The following is a 16,473-nucleotide window of genomic DNA, read 5'->3' on the forward strand; positions in this document are numbered from 1 at the left end:
TGCCAATCTTATAGCTTGAAGGTGTTTTACCACAAAGTGTCGAATATACGTTTTATTAATACTCAACACATAAAGGAGATTTCGACTTGGAATTATTAGGTACTGTTGCGCCTTTATTTGCCCCAATCTTGATTTTTGTCTTGCTATTTCTTTTTTTAAAACGAAGAGGTCATCGCTTGGCTACTTAATTTTATCGTGTATTGCAGCATACTTTATTCTTATGATACTTATCGGTGTCGCTAGTTTTTTTCAAGGTAATTCATAATGCAATAATTAGGGTGGGAGTGTAAAAGGAGCATTTTAGTTTCTTCTAAAAGAGTCTAAGCTTTAATAATTTGGTATTCCTACGATAGTCAGTCTGTTTAAGAGGTTATTTAGAACATAGAGAGAAGTATCTATACAGCCCAATCTTTTGGCACTTTAAAATACTATGAAAAAATGGCACTCAGAAATGGGTGCCATTTGTTTTTGTTAATAGTAAACTTAATAAAATATCTGTACCTAAACAACTTTACGTATATCATTGGACAATTTCAAATACTGTTCCTTGGTGAAAATCTATCACTTTCATGGAATTATATACCCCTAAATAAAGACTAGTTTGGGGCAAATTTGTTCCTAAACTAACATAATAAGCTGATTGGGAGCCAAAATCGTAATTCGGTTCAATTACTCCAAAATCATTAAGTTGACCATCCAATCTTACCCTAGTATAAGCTAAGGCACCTCTCGCAGGAGACCCAGATTCTTTCTTCTTGGACAAATCTGTAAAGACAATGCTTCCCGTTAAATGAGGGATTTTACTACCCATATATGGCTGTACTCCTGTAAGCGCAGTTCCTCCAAATTTATCTGGACGTGGATCTTTATGGAAATAACTTGTTAAAGGAGGAAGACGATTGAATGAAGTGATTATTGCTTCTTCGTAAAAAGAAATCGACTTTTCATCTAAATTAGAATTTGATGGGCATTCACTTATAGTTGAAGTAGGCAAAGCACCTTCCCAACCTCGCCATCCAAAGTTAATCAGTCCCTCAAGTTCTGATTTTATTGAAGAAGCTTGAGTAATCTTCTTGACAGGTATTGGCTTGTAGTGAACAAAAGTAAATATGGACTCTACCAAATCCTGTCCAACATTTCCCACATATTTAATATACTGATTATAATACCTTTGAAAAGAGATACCTGGTATATTCCTAACACCTTTTGCCATTATCGTAAGCGTTTCTTGAATAGAAGATGGAAGTTCATTAAAACGAGAAACTGCAGGTGGATTATTAATAAATGTATTCATGGTCACGTCAATTTCTAGTATTTTCCCTGCTATTTCCATGATGTCCTGGCTTAAATTAAATGGATCATACCCAGACCCACCATCACCAGTTGTTAGGACATGTTTTCCCGTTTCGGGTGAAAAGTTCAAGCTATTGAAACCATTATGATTGAAAAATGGTCTTCTTAAATTAAGTAATGTTCGACGTTTTTGAGGTTGTCGATTGGATTGCAAAACCCATTCTTCAACCGTATCGATATGGTCATATTGAGTGTCTCTGTTTTCCCAATTTAGCCTTAAACTACTGATATCACAGGGATTTGGCTTAAACGAATCACTGGTAGCACCCGTACCTTGTGTCCCAGCTACGGAATAATGAAGATAAAATAGACCGTTATAAGAAAATTGAGGATGAAACGCTAGTCCTAGCAAACCGCGTTCATCGTATCCACCAGAAGAACCAAGTTTGATAATTCGAGGACGAATATCTAAAAATGTCCTTATCCCGTCGGTGCCGATATAAAAAATTTCACCTACCTGTGTTGCAATAAATAATCTCTCCACTGTATCCCCGGGGAGGACAGCTGTTTTCAATACAGTTGGCAAATTAATATTTCTAACAAGGGGCCTTAACCTCACCGTAACTTTTTTCAACTGTGTTCACTCCTTCAAGTATGCAATTGTCTTTTATAAAAGTATGATGACAGCTAATCTTTTTAGTACAGTTAAAGCTTATTGTGGTTAATACAATATATAAATGTAATTTTGTCGATTAGAGTTTTGAAAATGGACTAGAATGAAAAGGCAATTTCAACTTTAAAGAGAAAAATCATTTATTTGCTTGCATAATCAAAGGGAGTTATAATAACTTGGGTTTGTATTCTAGCTTTTTAACATATTCAAATAAGAATTGTATTATTTTCTTTGGGCTATATTACTAGTAAAATTTAAAGGTTTAATTGAGGTGAAAAAACAATGGGAATAAATGTTGTGTTATACCAACCTGAAATACCCTTAAACACAGCAAATATAGCGTTAACCTGTATTGCAACAAATTCAGTGTTACATTTAATCCGTCCACTGAGTTTTTCAACGGATGAAAAGATGTTGAAAGCGGCTGGTATTGATTTTTGGGATAAAGTAAATGTTCGCTATTATGATTCTATAGATGATTTTTATGAGTTAAATCCAATCGGGGATTTCTTCTTTATTGAAAATTTCGGGGATGGAAGACATACAGATTTTGATTATAGCAAACATGATAAAGAATATTTTTTCATTTTCGGACGTGAAACAGATGGTATTCCATTAGAGATCATTGAAAAGTACAAAGACAAATGCTTAAGAATCCCGATGACAGTGAATGTACGCTCACTTAATTTATCAAATACTGCGGCCATTCTTGTATATGAAGCATTAAGACAGCAGGGGTACCCGAATTTAAACTAGTTGATAGGAAGAGATACTGTTTAATATAGGAAATTATATTTTTAATCATAGAAGCTATATAGAATTAGACCAAATCAAAGTGATTTGGTCTTGTTATTTTTAATAATATATCATCTTTTGAAACATAGCCACTTCAAATACCGTCTTGAAGCCAGCACGTTCATACAGTTGATTAGCTCTTGTGAGGCTATTAGAATCTACTGAAATTAATACCGTTTTATTTCCACGTCGAAAAGATTCTCTGAATACAGTATTTAATAGAGCCAGCCCAATTCCATGTTTGCGCCACGGACGCTTAACACCTAGTAAATCCACATAAATATCTTTACCATCAAATATTTTACAGATAATAAAACCAACTAATTCGTCTTCTGCGTATGCAACAAACCAGAAACTTTGATCATAGTTGGCAGTACTCTTTTGTTTCATCGATTCGTCATATGGTAGGGGAGAGAAATCGCGTGTATCTTTGAAAGATTCTTGATGTGCTTTATAAAGTTTAATAGAATCTATTTCCGCTTGATATGGACGAACACTAATCTCACTATGAATTAAAATAGTCACTTTCTCCTACACACCAGGTAAACCACTGTATTTTTCGTTCAGAAAATTACGTGAAAAAACAATCTCAAATCTTCCTTTAAAATTTTTATAATTTCGTTTCAGTTGTTTACAATTGAGATTTTTCAAGTATTTATTTATACTAAATTAAAGTAACTTATTAACACGTTAAAGCAGGCGCTTAATACTGCAATTTTTGCACAAGGGGATGTAATTTTATGTTTACTCTATTAAAATCATTAACAAATCTTCATGGTCCATGTGGCTATGAACAACCAGTGTCACATTTTATAAAAGATTACATACAAGAGTTAGTCGATGAAGTATCAATAGATCCAATTGGAAATGTTATAGCTTCAAAAAAAGGGAATAAGCCTGGACCAAAGATAATTGTAACTGCGCATATGGATGAAATCGGTTTTATTGTAAAAAAAATTGAGAATAATGGGCTGATTCGTTTTGAAAAATTAGGTGGTCATGATGACCGAATTCTTTTAGCACAGAAGGTAAAGTTACGCACTAGGAGTGGTGAATTATTGGGCGTTATCGGAACTATGTCTGCACATTTTGTCAAATTTGATGATGCTTCTAAGGTAAGGAAGCATCAACAGCTTTATATTGACATTGGTGCAAAGTCGAAGCAAAACGCACTAGATCTTGGAGTCCAAATTGGTGACCCAATAACATGGGCAACTGAATTGGAGTTATTAGGTAACGAACAAACAGGAAGAGTAGTAGGTAAAGGACTAGATGATCGAGCTGGATGTGCAGTGGTTATTGAGCTCTTAAATAATTTTAAAAACAGTGATTTTGCTGGGGAAGTGGTTGCTTTATTTACTGTACAAGAAGAGGTTGGCTTAAGAGGTGCACAGGTGGCAGCAAGAAATGTATTGGCCGATGTAGCGATTGCGATTGATACAACTGCTGTTAGTGATACTCCCGAAGAAACAATGGATCAATCACTACTTTTAGGTGAAGGAACAGGTATAAAAATTATTGACTTTAGTTTAATTGCACACCCAACTGTGAAAAATAATCTTGTAAGTTTAGCAGAGAAAAAAGAAATTCGATATCAATACGAAGTGTTCCCAGGGATCGGGACAGACGGTGGTGCGGTATCGTTGAGCAATAAAGGAATTCCGACTGGAGTTTTGTCGATTCCTTCAAGATATGCTCATTCACCAGTTGAAGTCATTGATTTAGAAGACTTAGCAGCAACTGTAGATTTACTGACTTCCTTTGTATTAGAACTAAATGAAGAAAGTGATTTTTCATTTTAATAATTGATTTATGAATGATAAAATGAAAAAAACGAATGAAAATTGAAAAGAGAGGTCGTTTGATGCGAAAATCATTTTATCATTTTATGTTAAAATTTAGAAACGAAAAGGGTAAAGATGATCTAAGCCTATTTGCAAATAATATGTATTTAGATCATGGATTCCCTAAAAATATATCCGATTATCACGAGATAAGTACCTACCTTGAATTCAATGGACATTATATAAATAGTATGACCATATTTGATAAGGCGTGGGAAATATATGAGAATGAACAAGGGTGAAAAAGGAAAGTTTTATTCTTTTCTAAGAGTTGGCATTTAAAGCCAACTTTTTTTATTTTTTGATCCATTAATAAACATCTTTTGAAGGCTACATTGTAGGTAAACAGAGATAAAATCTTTAAGGTTATGTAATATTTATTGTCGTTTTTGGTTAGCTTGCATATAATATCATACCACCTTTATTAATGAAGTAATATGAAGGAGGAACATATGATGGAGCAAAGTAACAGGAAGCCAAGGTTTAAAATAGGAGATATCGTTGTAATAACTAATTTTGATACAGTCGGAACGATTACCGAAATTGAGCAAATCAATGGCGACTATGTGTATCGGGTAAATCATGGCCATCAATTCTATTTAGAATCCTCTCTTGATTCTATTTCAACCTATCAGGGTGGTGCGATTGAACTTGAGCAGTTAGAAATAAAATACCATTTTTATTTTGGCGATTTAGTTTTTGTTGATGGATATGGTACAGATATTTTTAAAGTTGTTGGAATTCGAACCGAGATATGGAGATATAAAGAAGGGTCTTTTGAAGAAGTCATATATGAGTTATCGAGAATTTCTGACGGTGAATGGCTTGAGGCTGCACAAGAAGAATTGATCTTAATAGCTGACTGCGAAAATGCGGAAGAATTTCTTCAAAGGTTAGCACTTTTTTATATGATTAGGAAGGAAAAAAAGACAATGGAGTTGCATGCCATTATGGACATGTCGAAAAAAACTGAAAAAGAAATCAGCAAACTTAAAAAAGAAAAAGAAGAGATTATAGATGGTTTATTAGATGTATATAATGACTATCAAACATTATTTAAATTATTTGGCGATGACAAGTATAAAAAAGTAATGGAATTAGCATTGAAAAATTTAGATAAATATACTAAAAATCATTCTAATTCTGGTAAAGAACTAGATTAAAAACTAAGTGTAATAAAAAGGTAAAAAAATAATGGGATCCCAATTATTACGGAAGTCTTAAATAAACCGTTTGTTATTTTTTCTAACCAAATATCATATAAAGGCCCATCGATTACTTCTAAAAGTTTATTTTGCTTTTGCTGTAGTTCTGTCGTTTTAACAGTTATATCCTTCATTTCTATTACCCCCAGCTTGTCCTATTTCTAATATTCTATGATTATGTTTTTCGATTATGCCTATTTATACATAATTTAAATTTCGCTCTCTAAAATAAACGAGCATAAGTGTTCAAGTAAGAACATAAATCTAAATTAAAGGGGGACGATATTGTGAAAGAAATTGAAGTCGTTATTGACACGGAAGAAATAGCGGAGTTCTTTTACAATGAACTCATTAAAAGAGGGTATGTTCCAGAAGAAGGGGAATTAGATGATTTAGCTGATATAACCTTCGATTACTTAATAGAAAAATGTATTATTGATGAAGAAGACTCAGAAAATGAATAGTTTAAAAGGATAGAAGACGACAGATATTTCTGTCGTCTTCTTCCGTTTCCTGCTATATAATTAAATTTTTTATACTTTCAATAGAATAAATCTTCAACAAATTCTCTATATAGTCGTCAGTAATATCTGAATCCTTTATTACTGGAATGTTCTGTAATTGATTTAAATGTGCGAAAGAAGAAAACCAGTCTTTCTTATCAACAAATTGATGCTCTATATCTGGCCATACTTCCTCAAGAGTGGGGCTATAAATAATAGATTCTCCCTTTTGTAAATGGTTACTTGAAAAGATATGTGCCCAATAGTCTTCCCTTGAGCCGGTATGATACCTAGAAAAAGCAAAATCAGTTACTCCATTAAAAATTTTTTTGTCTTGAAAAAGTATACTGTATAATTTTTTACCGATAAGAATTCTTTCAGGTAAGGATTGAAAGTTCCTCACAGTGATTCCTGCAAGAAGACGCTGGGTTTTTCTATAAAACGTTTTTCGATTATAAGGAAACACTACAACACTAAAACCTAACAGATCTTGAAGCTTAAATTGAATTGAATCAAGGATTTCAATAAATGATGGATGATTGATTACTCTCGCTTCAATATAATTCTGTTCATTGATAATCAGTGCTACTGTTAGTAATTTTGAATTCTTCATTTTTAAAAACATTTCCCATATCGGTTTCATAAATAGAGACACATTAAAGATTTTTAATAAATGAAAATATGACTTTCGATGTTTTTTACTATATTCATAAAGTAAAAGCTGAGGATAAACATCATGAAAAATTAACGCATTGGCTCTTTCTAGGAAATTAAAGAAATTCTTCTTGGTTGAATCAGGTATTAATTCACCAACCATATCTCCCTTTAAATCAGTCATATTCCACCCAGCATTTCTTGATACCATATGAGCTAAAAACGTCCAATGCACCTCAGGGTGAGCTTTATAAAAGTTTAAATATGCATCTGTACGAGTAATATTATTACGATTATGTTCAATCGTTTTCCTCCTTATTTTTTGAACAATTTCTCTCTCTGTTTCAATAAGAAGAATAGGATTGTTCTCTTTTTGTATCGAGATACTTAATTCTTTTTCGATTTGCTGTAATTCTTCGTTCGTTGCAACTCTTAACTCATTCCGTTCGTTTGAATGTAGTTGTCTTTTAAGCTTATTAAGACATGACGAAACACATTTCATAAACAAGCCTCCTATTTATCTTAAGGATGTTGATTGTAATACAGTCTTTGGTGGCTTTAGTAAATTTGTCTCGTCTGAAAGATAAGCTCTGGATAATCAACAATGGCGCCATCAATTCCTAATAATAGTAAAAACTTTAAATCTTGTAGATCATTTATTGTCCAGGCATAAATCTTAAGACCAAGTTGATGTGCCTGTAGGACTAAATGTCTTGAGATGAACCGTTTTTGTACATTGATAAAATCTGTATTCTTTGAGAGGCTTAATAGATCTCTATAGCTTATTAATCGTTTTACAATAAGTCCTGATTCAATGTTAGGAAGATATACTTTTAAAGCTTTCAGTGAGGTGAGGTCAAAAGATTGAATTTTTATATCAATGTTGCTGCTTGTGAGGGAAGTATATGACGATATTGCTTCTGCGACTTTTAGTTCTATTCCTGGATATAAGGAAGGGTTTTTTATTTCTATTAATAGGCCAACATCTTCAGCATACCTTTCTAATATTTCTTTGAAAGTTGGTATTTTTTCACCTTTAAAATCATCACTGTACCAGCTGCCCGCATCCAGTCTTTTAATTTCATTCAATGTCAAGTCCTTAATAAATCCTTTACCATTTGTTGTGCGATTGACCTGAGGATCATGGATTACAATAAGATAACCATCCTTTGTCATTTGAACATCGAGCTCAATATAGTCAACGTTCATTTCAATGGCTTTATCAAATGCTGAGATTGTATTTTCCGGGGCATAGCCAGATGCTCCTCTGTGCGCAATATTTAGAAGTTTTGTATTGATTTCGTTTACTTCGACATAAAAGGGGATCGTACTAAAAATAAAAAGCATTAACACGATAAAGTATAAAATGTTTTCTCTCATAGGTAAGATCACTCCTTTTCCTATGGGACCCTATACTTCATCATATGCAGGAAATTAGTTTAATTCACAAAAGAGGCTGTCCCAAAATGAGAGAATATGCCATTTTCTCATTTGGACAGCCTTCCTAAAACTATTCTTATCTCTTTCGTCGTTCAGCAGAGTGCTCTTTTGCATGCGCTTCTTCTTCAGAAATAATATCTTTCATTGGAATATGGTTATTTTTCTTTTTTGTTAGTCGTTCTCGATGTTTTTTACCCATTGCAGGCCACTTCCTTTCTTAAAATAAGCCCTAGGATTCTTGTTTATGCTTCTGATTTGAATTTGGCAAATGTCCACCTTTTCGACTAGTTGGATTTGTTTCATTTGCATATTCAACGGCTTGTTGTAATTTCTTGCTCATTTTTTGTTTAGACATAAAACTCCTCCTTTTAACTTAGTCTTTTGTATTATCTCCAAGGTTTCTTATAAAATGTTTAAGATCATATTATCTTTTTTTTGCCATCGTTTGAAACTTGGTATATTTAATGTTATATTTTTTCATTAGAGGGACAATCCCTTTTTAAGTTAAGGAGGAAATAAAAGTGAGTGTACATATTGAAGCAAAACCAAATGAAATAGCAGAAACAATTTTACTTCCTGGAGATCCACTTAGAGCAAAATACATTGCAGAAACCTTTCTGGAAGATGCTACTTGCTACAACAATGTGCGTGGAATGTTAGGGTTTACGGGAACATATAAAGGAAATCGTATTTCTGTACAAGGAACAGGTATGGGTGTACCATCGATTTCAATTTATGTAAATGAACTTATCCAAAGTTATAATGTTCAAAATTTAATAAGAGTGGGAACATGTGGCGCAATTCAAAAGGATGTTAAAGTCCGTGATGTCATTTTAGCAATGACTTCATCAACAGATTCTCAAATGAATCGACTAACCTTTGGTGGAGTAGATTATTCTCCAACCGCATCATTTGACTTATTAAAAAATGCTTATGACGTAGGTGTTAAAAAAGGGTTAAACTTGAAGGTAGGAAACGTGTTCACTGCTGACCAGTTTTACAATGATAATGCAGAATTAGAAAAATGGGCATCTTATGGTATACTTGCTGTAGAAATGGAAACAACTGCACTATATACACTAGCTGCAAAATTTAATCGCAAAGCATTATCGGTACTAACTGTAAGTGATCACATCCTTACTGGTGAAGAAACGACCTCTGAAGAAAGACAAGTAACTTTTAACGACATGATTGAAGTAGCACTAGACGCAGCAATTATGAAGTAGTAATGTGATGTAAAAGCTTCGCCAGTATTTAAGAGGTGGAGCTTTTTATTTTTAGGGTTTCTAGAAATAGCATGATATTAAACCCCAGCCTAATAGGACCATAATGAAGGTGAAAAAAATGTATAAACGAATTCTACTTTGCTTTTTAATAGGACTTCTTGTTCTAAGTTTAACTGGTTGTAATTTTAACCTATTAAGATACATAGAGCACCGAACCGAAGATCAAACGCAACTGGATAATGAAGAGGTTAGACCTTCTGATGAGGTTAATGATTCCGTAAATATTGATGAAGAGGACGAAGAAAAAAGTGCACAGGAAGATAATGAGCTAGAGGACACAGAAGAACCTGTCGAGGATGAATGGGTATTAGATGAAGAGTATTTTAATGAAACGAACATAGATGACGGTTTGGCTATTATTATTAATCCTGAAAACATATTGTCACTAGTTAATAAGGATTATACGTTACCGAGCAATTATATTCCGAATAATCTTGTCACTCCAGATGTTCCGTTTTCTTTTGGTAATCAAGATGTTCCAAAACGATATATAAGGGCAGAGGCAGCTAGTGCTTTAGAGGAATTATTTGCTGGTGCAGAGAAGGCTAATATTGAGATATATGCTGTATCTGGATATCGCTCTTATGTTACTCAAGAAGCAATATATAATGCGCAGGTTCGTAAGACAGGTGAAGCTGACCTAGCTAATCAACTTGTAGCACTTCCTGGACAAAGTGAACATCAAACAGGACTAGCTATGGATATAAGTAGTAAAGCAGTAAATACCCAATTGATTGAAGAATTTGGCGATACAAAAGAAGGGAAATGGCTAGCAAAGCATGCTCATTTATATGGATTTATTATCAGGTATCCTAAAGGAAAAGAAGATATCACGGGATATCAATATGAACCATGGCATGTGCGATATGTTGGGAAAGAGATTGCGAAAACAATCTTTGAAAATGATATAACCTTGGAAGAGTATTTTGAAAAGGTTAAGAAGATTTAGGTTTAGAAGGCTGACTTGATGAAATACACCTTATATTTTGCTAGCAATTTGGGTGTAATTCAAAGTGTCAGCCTTTTACTATTTATGCTACCCTGAAGCTAGACACTAAGCTAAGTATAATTTTTCAATCTCCATGGTGCTAATTTTAATTAGCATAGATGTCTACACTGAAAATACCTAGGTCGGAGAGTCCCAATTCCCTTACTAATGCCCAAAGCCCAACAAAGGGAATGAAAAGCATTGTTTCATTCCAATTTCTCATGCCAAAAGCTCAACACAGGGAATGAAAAGCGTTGTTTCATTCCCTTTCTCATGCCAAAAGCTCAACAAAGGGAATGAAAGATATACGAGACCGAAAGATCAGTAGTTGTCAGTTGCTCTCCCTCCACACTGAGGGAACAAAACATTTTCATCCTCCATGGTGCTAATAAAATTAGCATTGAGGTGTACCCTGAAAATAACTTAGTTAGCGGAGTTCCATGAGCTGCGATTCACCTGCTTTCCGGCGGGGTGGTCCGTGAGCTCGTCGCTTTTTGAGCTCCTGCGGGGTCTCACGAGACCGCTAGATCCAGCAGGAGTCAGGTGGCTCTCCGCACATTCCACACTTAGTAAGTACTATTTTCTTGCCATGGTGCGAATTTTTATTAGCATTGGGGTCTAGCCAGCAAATACTTGGGCTAGTGAGTCGATTCGCTAAATGTATACGTTATTGGAATTAGATGACTTGGAGAACATCAAAATTAAAATATATTCTTTAATGTAAAGTTTTATGATTCTTTTTACGTATTTTTGCTTTTTATGGTTTTATTTTGTACAAAAAGTGGTATGATTTGTGTAAGGAGTGATCAAATGACTGAAAAAAAAACAATTCGTGAACTTGCCTTACAATTAAAAGATAAAGGTATTAATGTGAGTATCTGTAAACCTCGCAAGTCAATAATTAAAGAAATTAGTTATAAATCTAGCTATCCAAAAATAACCATTCAAAGTTAGTTAAGTCAATGACTTTTACCTAGATTCCTGTCTTATAAAACGCATCTATATATTCGATAACCTAACTGATTTTTGTATTTTAATGTATAAAATTCATGCTGATCAAGTATCTCAACATATTTTGGGGGGATGTCTGGTGATAATTGAAATTCTGAACCGTTTACCTCATTTTCGTCTGTCAGCATAAACTGATCATCTTTTACTTTGACCTCTGAAAAACCAGCCTTCTTTATTGTTTGTTTCCATTCTAGTTCATCATATATTTGCTTGATTCCATAAAAACTTTGCAATTCCTTCTTTTGATCATTTGTTAAGTTTCCCTCGTTTGTCATCTCAATGGCTATTAGTATGCCTCCGGGCTTCAGCACTCTTGATATTTCTTTTAAAGATTTTTCAGCCTTCGTAAATGATAAAACAGACTCCGATAACACATAATCAAATTGATTATCCCCAAAAGTTAAATCTTCCGCATTATTTTCAAATAATTTCACATCAAGTCCTAGAGTCTCCATACGTGATTTTGCCTTTTGAAGCATAAGAGGGTGACTGTCAATTGCAGTGACCTCACAATTGTATTTATGTTTTAGATGAGCAGCTGACTGACCTGTACCGCAACCTATATCAAGCACCATTGTTGAACTTTTTAATCTTTCCAATTGAAAGATTTTTTTTGTTAAATTAAATCCTCCAGGATGGGCTCCGCCAATCCCAAATAAAGCTAGAAAGTCTAAATATTTATTCATCTGATTCACCTCTACTTTGGATATACCCATCCTATGCAAGAAGTTATTAATATGTAATCGATTTTACCGTTGTACTCTGAAATTATGCTGTCACAAAACGGTCAAACTTTGGTGTGACGTTCTTCACAGTGGATGGTCCATTAGTCATATACAATTAGATTTAATTACAAGCACTAATGATTTAAAAGGATGCTTTCAATTTATGACTGGGGTGACAATATGTGAAAACGTTTGAACGTTCTTTCTATTCTAAGACAAGTATGCATGTATTTATCGTAACGTTAATCTTATTTCTTTCAATGTGGCTAAGTACGGACATGTTTACAGACATTGATATGGCTTTAATGGGTTATATCATTTCGTCTTTTATTTTCGCAATTGGGTTAACGGTTAGAATAAGTTCATTTCTTATAAGACCCGCAACTGCCCAAATAGTTAAAAGAAGCTTTACTAATATGAAGAAGCAAAAAAGGGTTAAGAGAAATGTTAAATCAATTTTAATAACACTCGTTGAAAACATTATTTTACAAAAATTCATTTTCAAAAGAGGTATTTATAGAGGGGTTCAACATTTTTTAATTGCTTGGGGATGTATTGGGTCATTTGCTATTACGTTCGGATTAACCTTTGGATGGTTACGATTTGATCTCATTGACCCAGAAACTTATCAAATAGTTGCGTTTAATATCCCAACTATGAAAATGGCTGCACATGGACTATTCGCGGAGTTAGTTTATAACGGTTTAAATATTACCGCATTGATGGTATTGATTGGTGTAAGTATGGCTCTTGCTAGAAGGTTGGTTAATAAGGATGTCAGAGTGACACAAAGAGTTGAGTTCGATTTACTGCCGCTATATATATTACTTGCTGTTACAGTATCTGGGCTAGTATTAACCGTTTCATACCATTTTCTAGGTGGCTGGATGCATCACTACCTAACACTGGTTCATCAAGTAACTGTAGTAATTATGTTAATCTATTTTCCTTATGGAAAACTATTTCACCTTCCAATTAGACCACTGGCAACAGCAGTACCAATGAACTACCAAGAGACACTAAAAGTTGATACAAGAGAATGTAAAAAGTGCGGTAGTCCTTATAGTAGTGATGATCAAATTGCAGATGTTAAACAGATTTTAAATGTTCAAAGCTTTGATTTAAAGCTTGATGATGGTTCCTATTTAGCTGATTATTGCCTTCCATGTAGAAGAAGAATCAGAGTAATGAAACAATTGAATATTGAATCTGTACCAGGAAATCCATATGCACCTATTAATACATTAAACGATATTCATATGTCTGGATTTGGGAAAAGAAGGTCAGATGAATTTTATAATTTACCGGAAAAAGAAAAAAATGAAATCGTGAAGTAACTGGGGGAGAAATAGATGAGTCAGTATTTAGTAAAAGAAGGCGTTAAAAATTTAGTTAAACCCGGAGAAAAGCTGGTTACTACCCATTGTTGTTACTGTGGAATGCAGTGTGGGATGCATATTCGCGTAAATGAAAAATCAGGGAAAGTTGTCGGTGTTGAGCCACGTTACGACTGGCCTGTTACTAAAGGGAAAATGTGTCCAAAAGGAGTAACTGCTTATCAAACGGTCGACCATAAAGAAAGAATTCTTAAGCCACTTATCAAGAAGAATGGTAAGTTTGTTGAGTCATCATGGGAAGAAGCTTTAGATGTTATTGAGTCTAATTATAAAAGGCTCCAAAAGGAATATGGCAAAGATTCACTGTCGGTTTTTGGTGGAGTTTCAATGACGAATGAAAAGTGCTATCTAGTAGGTAAATACGCGAGGGTTGCACTAGGTACTAAATATATAGACTATAATGGTAGATTCTGTATGAGTTCAGCAGCGGGTGGAGCGCTAAAAACATTAGGTATCGATAGAGGATCAACGTTACCTTGGACTGAACTTGAGCATTCAGATTGCTTTTTTATTGCAGGATCAAATACAGCTGAATGTCATCCAACTAGTATTCAATGGTTCTGGAAAGCAAAGGACAAGGGAGCGAAATTAATTGTTGCCGATCCTAGAGAAACACCAACAGCTAGAGTGGCAGATGTTCATTTGGACCTTAAACCTGGAACAGATTCTGCCTTAGCAAATGGTATTCTTCATTTATTAATCCGTGAAGGATATGTGGATAATCAATATGTAAGTGAGCGTTGTAATAACTTTGAAGAACTTAAGGAATCGGTGAAGCATTGGACACCACAATTAACATCAGAGATTACTGGTGTGGATAAAGATAAGATTATTAAGGCAGCGCATATTTATGGAATGTCTGAAAAATCAGTTGTTATGTTTGCACGTGGTGCTGAGCAACAATCAAAAGGTGTAGATAATGTTTCACTGTATACCTCAATGGCATTGTTAAGAGGGCAAATTGGGAAATTCGCCTCAGGTGTTGCCACTTTCACCGGACAAGGGAATGGTCAAGGTGGCCGTGAACATGGGCAAAAATCTGATTTACTTCCAGGTTATAGAAAAATTACAGATCCTGAAGCTGTTAAGTACATTTCAAGCGTTTGGGGTATCGATCCAAAAGATATGCCAGGACCTGGTGTTTCAGCATATGAAATGTTTGATGAAATCCAAAACGGGAACATTCGTGCGATGCACGTGATGTGTAGTAATCCTGCTGTGTCAGCTCCAAATGTAGAATACATTTGGGAAGGCTTTAAAAAGCTAGATTTCATGGTTGTAAGTGATTTCTTCTTATCAGAAACAGCTGAATTTGCTGATGTTGTTCTCCCAGCAACATCGTGGGCTGAAGATGAAGGGACAACAACAAATCTTGAGGGAAGAGTTATACGTATTCGTAAAGTATGTGAGCCACTTGGTGAGTCAAAAACCGATTGGGAAATTATGTGTGCAATTGCGAAAAGAATGGGGAAAGAACCTCATTTCTCTTATAAAAATGCAAGAGAAATATTTGAAGAGTTCCGGATAGCAACTAAAGGTGGAAAAGCCGATTATTATGGAATAACGTGGGAACGTATTGATAAAGAGGATGGGGTGTTCTGGCCATGTCCTTCAGAAGATCATCCAGGGACACCAACAATGTTTAAAGAAAAATTCGGTACACCAGATGGTAAAGCAAACCTTCCGGCAGTTGCTTGGAAGGAACCTGGGGAAATTCCAAGTAGTAAGTACCCACACATTTTAACAACAGGAAGAGTGGTTTTCCACTATTTATCAGGTAGTCAAACTAGACGTGTTGACTTTTTAATGGAGCAATGTCCAGTGCCATATACGGAAATGCACCCGGAGCTTGCAAGTCAATATAATCTATCTAACGGAGATAAAGTAAAACTTATCACTCCAAGATCAGAAATGATTTTAGATGTAAAACTAACCAAAGCAATTAGAAAAGATACAGTCTTTGTACCGTACCATTGGGGGAAAGAGCTTTCTGTAAATAAGCTGACAAACCCAAGCCTAGATCCAACGTCTAGGATGCCAGAATTTAAAGTGTGCGCTGTGAAAATAGAGAAGGTTTAAGCTTTAGAAAAGGAGGCGAAACAACATGAATAAAATAATGTATTTAGAATTTGAGAGATGCATTGGTTGTCGTTCTTGTCAGGCAGCGTGCCGCGAGTGTGGAGACCATGATGCAAAGGAACGAAACTATGTTGAATATGTTGATTTTATGGAAAGTAGACAAACGTTTCCGATGCTGTGTATGCAGTGCAAAGACCCAGCATGTGCGAGAGTTTGTCCAGCAAATGCAATCCAAATAACAGAAGAGGGTGTTGTTCTTTCAGCAATGGAAGAAAAATGTATTGGATGCCGTAACTGTACGTTTGGCTGTCCATTTGGAATACCAAAATTCGATTTCGAAGAAAATAAAATGTATAAATGTGATATGTGTTATGACCGTTCTAAACATGATATTGCACCAATGTGTGCTTCTGTTTGTCCAAGTGATGCAATTAGGTTTATAGACTTTGACGAGATGCAGGCATTAAGAAGAAAGAGAACTCAAATGAACCTTGTTGAAGGAAAAAAACCACAAGAAGGTAATAAGTGGCAATATGTTCCAGAGTTCTTTGGTGTATACTCTGACTAATTAAAAACCCAC

General features: G+C 34.6%; 19 protein-coding genes. 11 read left to right on the top strand and 8 right to left on the bottom strand.

All coding sequences use genetic code 11. The features are described from left to right. Positions 1-520 precede the first annotated feature (520 nt). Positions 521-1,927 carry a PQQ-dependent sugar dehydrogenase gene (locus BK579_RS13865; protein ID WP_078546385.1) on the bottom strand — a complete coding sequence of 469 codons (1,407 nt, stop codon included), beginning with the start codon at positions 1,925-1,927 and terminating at the stop codon, positions 521-523. 321 nt (positions 1,928-2,248) lie between these two features. On the opposite strand from BK579_RS13865, the gene BK579_RS13870 reads away from it, so the two are divergent. Next, the gene (locus tag BK579_RS13870) at positions 2,249-2,722 is read left to right on the top strand and encodes a tRNA (cytidine(34)-2'-O)-methyltransferase (RefSeq protein ID WP_078546387.1); all 474 of its coding nucleotides are present in this window, start codon (positions 2,249-2,251) and stop codon (positions 2,720-2,722) included. Positions 2,723-2,821: 99 nt separating this feature from the next. Here the strand turns inward: BK579_RS13870 and BK579_RS13875 are convergent, their stop codons facing one another. Next, complete coding sequence (locus BK579_RS13875) at positions 2,822-3,286, bottom strand: GNAT family N-acetyltransferase (RefSeq protein WP_078546389.1); 465 nt, start codon at positions 3,284-3,286, stop codon at positions 2,822-2,824. A 215-nt stretch (positions 3,287-3,501) separates the two neighbouring features. Here BK579_RS13875 and BK579_RS13880 point away from each other — a divergent pair, with 215 nt between their 5' ends. The 3 genes from BK579_RS13880 (at position 3,502) to BK579_RS13890 (ending at position 5,768) form a co-directional block, all read left to right on the top strand. Beyond that, positions 3,502-4,563: a M42 family metallopeptidase gene (locus tag BK579_RS13880; RefSeq protein WP_078546391.1), complete on the top strand. Its 1,062-nt coding sequence runs from the start codon at positions 3,502-3,504 to the stop codon at positions 4,561-4,563. A gap of 62 nt (positions 4,564-4,625) precedes the next feature. Next, the gene (locus BK579_RS13885) at positions 4,626-4,847 is read left to right on the top strand and encodes a YozE family protein (protein ID WP_078546393.1); all 222 of its coding nucleotides are present in this window, start codon (positions 4,626-4,628) and stop codon (positions 4,845-4,847) included. Between the two features lie 213 nt (positions 4,848-5,060). Next, a complete protein-coding gene (locus BK579_RS13890; RefSeq protein ID WP_078546395.1) occupies positions 5,061-5,768 on the top strand; it encodes a hypothetical protein in 708 nt (235 codons plus the stop codon). Here BK579_RS13890 and BK579_RS13895 read toward each other — a convergent pair. Continuing rightward, on the bottom strand, positions 5,765-5,944 hold the full coding sequence (locus tag BK579_RS13895; protein ID WP_078546397.1) for a hypothetical protein: 180 nt from the start codon (positions 5,942-5,944) through the stop codon (positions 5,765-5,767). The genes BK579_RS13890 and BK579_RS13895 overlap by 4 nt on opposite strands. Positions 5,945-6,097: 153 nt before the next feature. On the opposite strand from BK579_RS13895, the gene BK579_RS13900 reads away from it, so the two are divergent. Further along, the gene (locus BK579_RS13900; protein WP_078546399.1) at positions 6,098-6,274 is read left to right on the top strand and encodes a YozD family protein; all 177 of its coding nucleotides are present in this window, start codon (positions 6,098-6,100) and stop codon (positions 6,272-6,274) included. Positions 6,275-6,326: 52 nt separating this feature from the next. Here the strand turns inward: BK579_RS13900 and BK579_RS13905 are convergent, their stop codons facing one another. The 4 genes from BK579_RS13905 to BK579_RS26750 form a co-directional block, all read right to left on the bottom strand. Continuing rightward, positions 6,327-7,469, bottom strand: coding sequence for a DUF2515 family protein (locus BK579_RS13905; protein WP_078546401.1), 1,143 nt, complete (start codon positions 7,467-7,469; stop codon positions 6,327-6,329). A 56-nt stretch (positions 7,470-7,525) separates the two neighbouring features. After that, on the bottom strand, positions 7,526-8,347 hold the full coding sequence (locus BK579_RS13910) for a glycerophosphodiester phosphodiesterase (RefSeq protein WP_078546403.1): 822 nt from the start codon (positions 8,345-8,347) through the stop codon (positions 7,526-7,528). A gap of 136 nt (positions 8,348-8,483) precedes the next feature. Further along, positions 8,484-8,606, bottom strand: a complete 123-nt coding sequence (locus BK579_RS26420) for a hypothetical protein (RefSeq protein ID WP_235848428.1) — start codon at positions 8,604-8,606, stop codon at positions 8,484-8,486. 30 nt (positions 8,607-8,636) lie between these two features. After that, complete coding sequence (locus tag BK579_RS26750; protein WP_268876467.1) at positions 8,637-8,762, bottom strand: hypothetical protein; 126 nt, start codon at positions 8,760-8,762, stop codon at positions 8,637-8,639. A gap of 166 nt (positions 8,763-8,928) precedes the next feature. On the opposite strand from BK579_RS26750, the gene deoD reads away from it, so the two are divergent. The 3 genes from deoD (at position 8,929) to BK579_RS25640 (ending at position 11,635) form a co-directional block, all read left to right on the top strand. Then, positions 8,929-9,633: a purine-nucleoside phosphorylase gene (gene deoD, locus BK579_RS13915; protein ID WP_078546405.1), complete on the top strand. Its 705-nt coding sequence runs from the start codon at positions 8,929-8,931 to the stop codon at positions 9,631-9,633. A 109-nt stretch (positions 9,634-9,742) separates the two neighbouring features. Beyond that, on the top strand, positions 9,743-10,642 hold the full coding sequence (locus BK579_RS13920) for a M15 family metallopeptidase (protein WP_407936275.1): 900 nt from the start codon (positions 9,743-9,745) through the stop codon (positions 10,640-10,642). 849 nt (positions 10,643-11,491) lie between these two features. Then, the gene (locus tag BK579_RS25640) at positions 11,492-11,635 is read left to right on the top strand and encodes a hypothetical protein (RefSeq protein WP_169891144.1); all 144 of its coding nucleotides are present in this window, start codon (positions 11,492-11,494) and stop codon (positions 11,633-11,635) included. A gap of 32 nt (positions 11,636-11,667) precedes the next feature. Here the strand turns inward: BK579_RS25640 and BK579_RS13925 are convergent, their stop codons facing one another. After that, on the bottom strand, positions 11,668-12,378 hold the full coding sequence (locus BK579_RS13925; protein ID WP_169891145.1) for a class I SAM-dependent methyltransferase: 711 nt from the start codon (positions 12,376-12,378) through the stop codon (positions 11,668-11,670). Between the two features lie 221 nt (positions 12,379-12,599). Between BK579_RS13925 and BK579_RS13930 the strand changes: the two genes are divergently transcribed. From BK579_RS13930 to BK579_RS13940, 3 genes are read left to right on the top strand one after another with little or no spacing between them, the layout of a single operon-like run. Next, positions 12,600-13,754, top strand: coding sequence for an MFS transporter (locus BK579_RS13930; RefSeq protein WP_078546412.1), 1,155 nt, complete (start codon positions 12,600-12,602; stop codon positions 13,752-13,754). A 15-nt stretch (positions 13,755-13,769) separates the two neighbouring features. Further along, positions 13,770-15,893, top strand: coding sequence for a formate dehydrogenase subunit alpha (gene fdhF / locus BK579_RS13935; RefSeq protein ID WP_078546414.1), 2,124 nt, complete (start codon positions 13,770-13,772; stop codon positions 15,891-15,893). A 25-nt stretch (positions 15,894-15,918) separates the two neighbouring features. Next, positions 15,919-16,461, top strand: a complete 543-nt coding sequence (locus tag BK579_RS13940) for a 4Fe-4S dicluster domain-containing protein (protein WP_078546416.1) — start codon at positions 15,919-15,921, stop codon at positions 16,459-16,461. Positions 16,462-16,473: the final 12 nt, after the last annotated feature.

Origin of the sequence: Litchfieldia alkalitelluris (genome assembly GCF_002019645.1) — a bacterium.
Taxonomy (GTDB): Bacteria; Bacillota; Bacilli; order Bacillales; family Bacillaceae_L; genus Litchfieldia; species Litchfieldia alkalitelluris.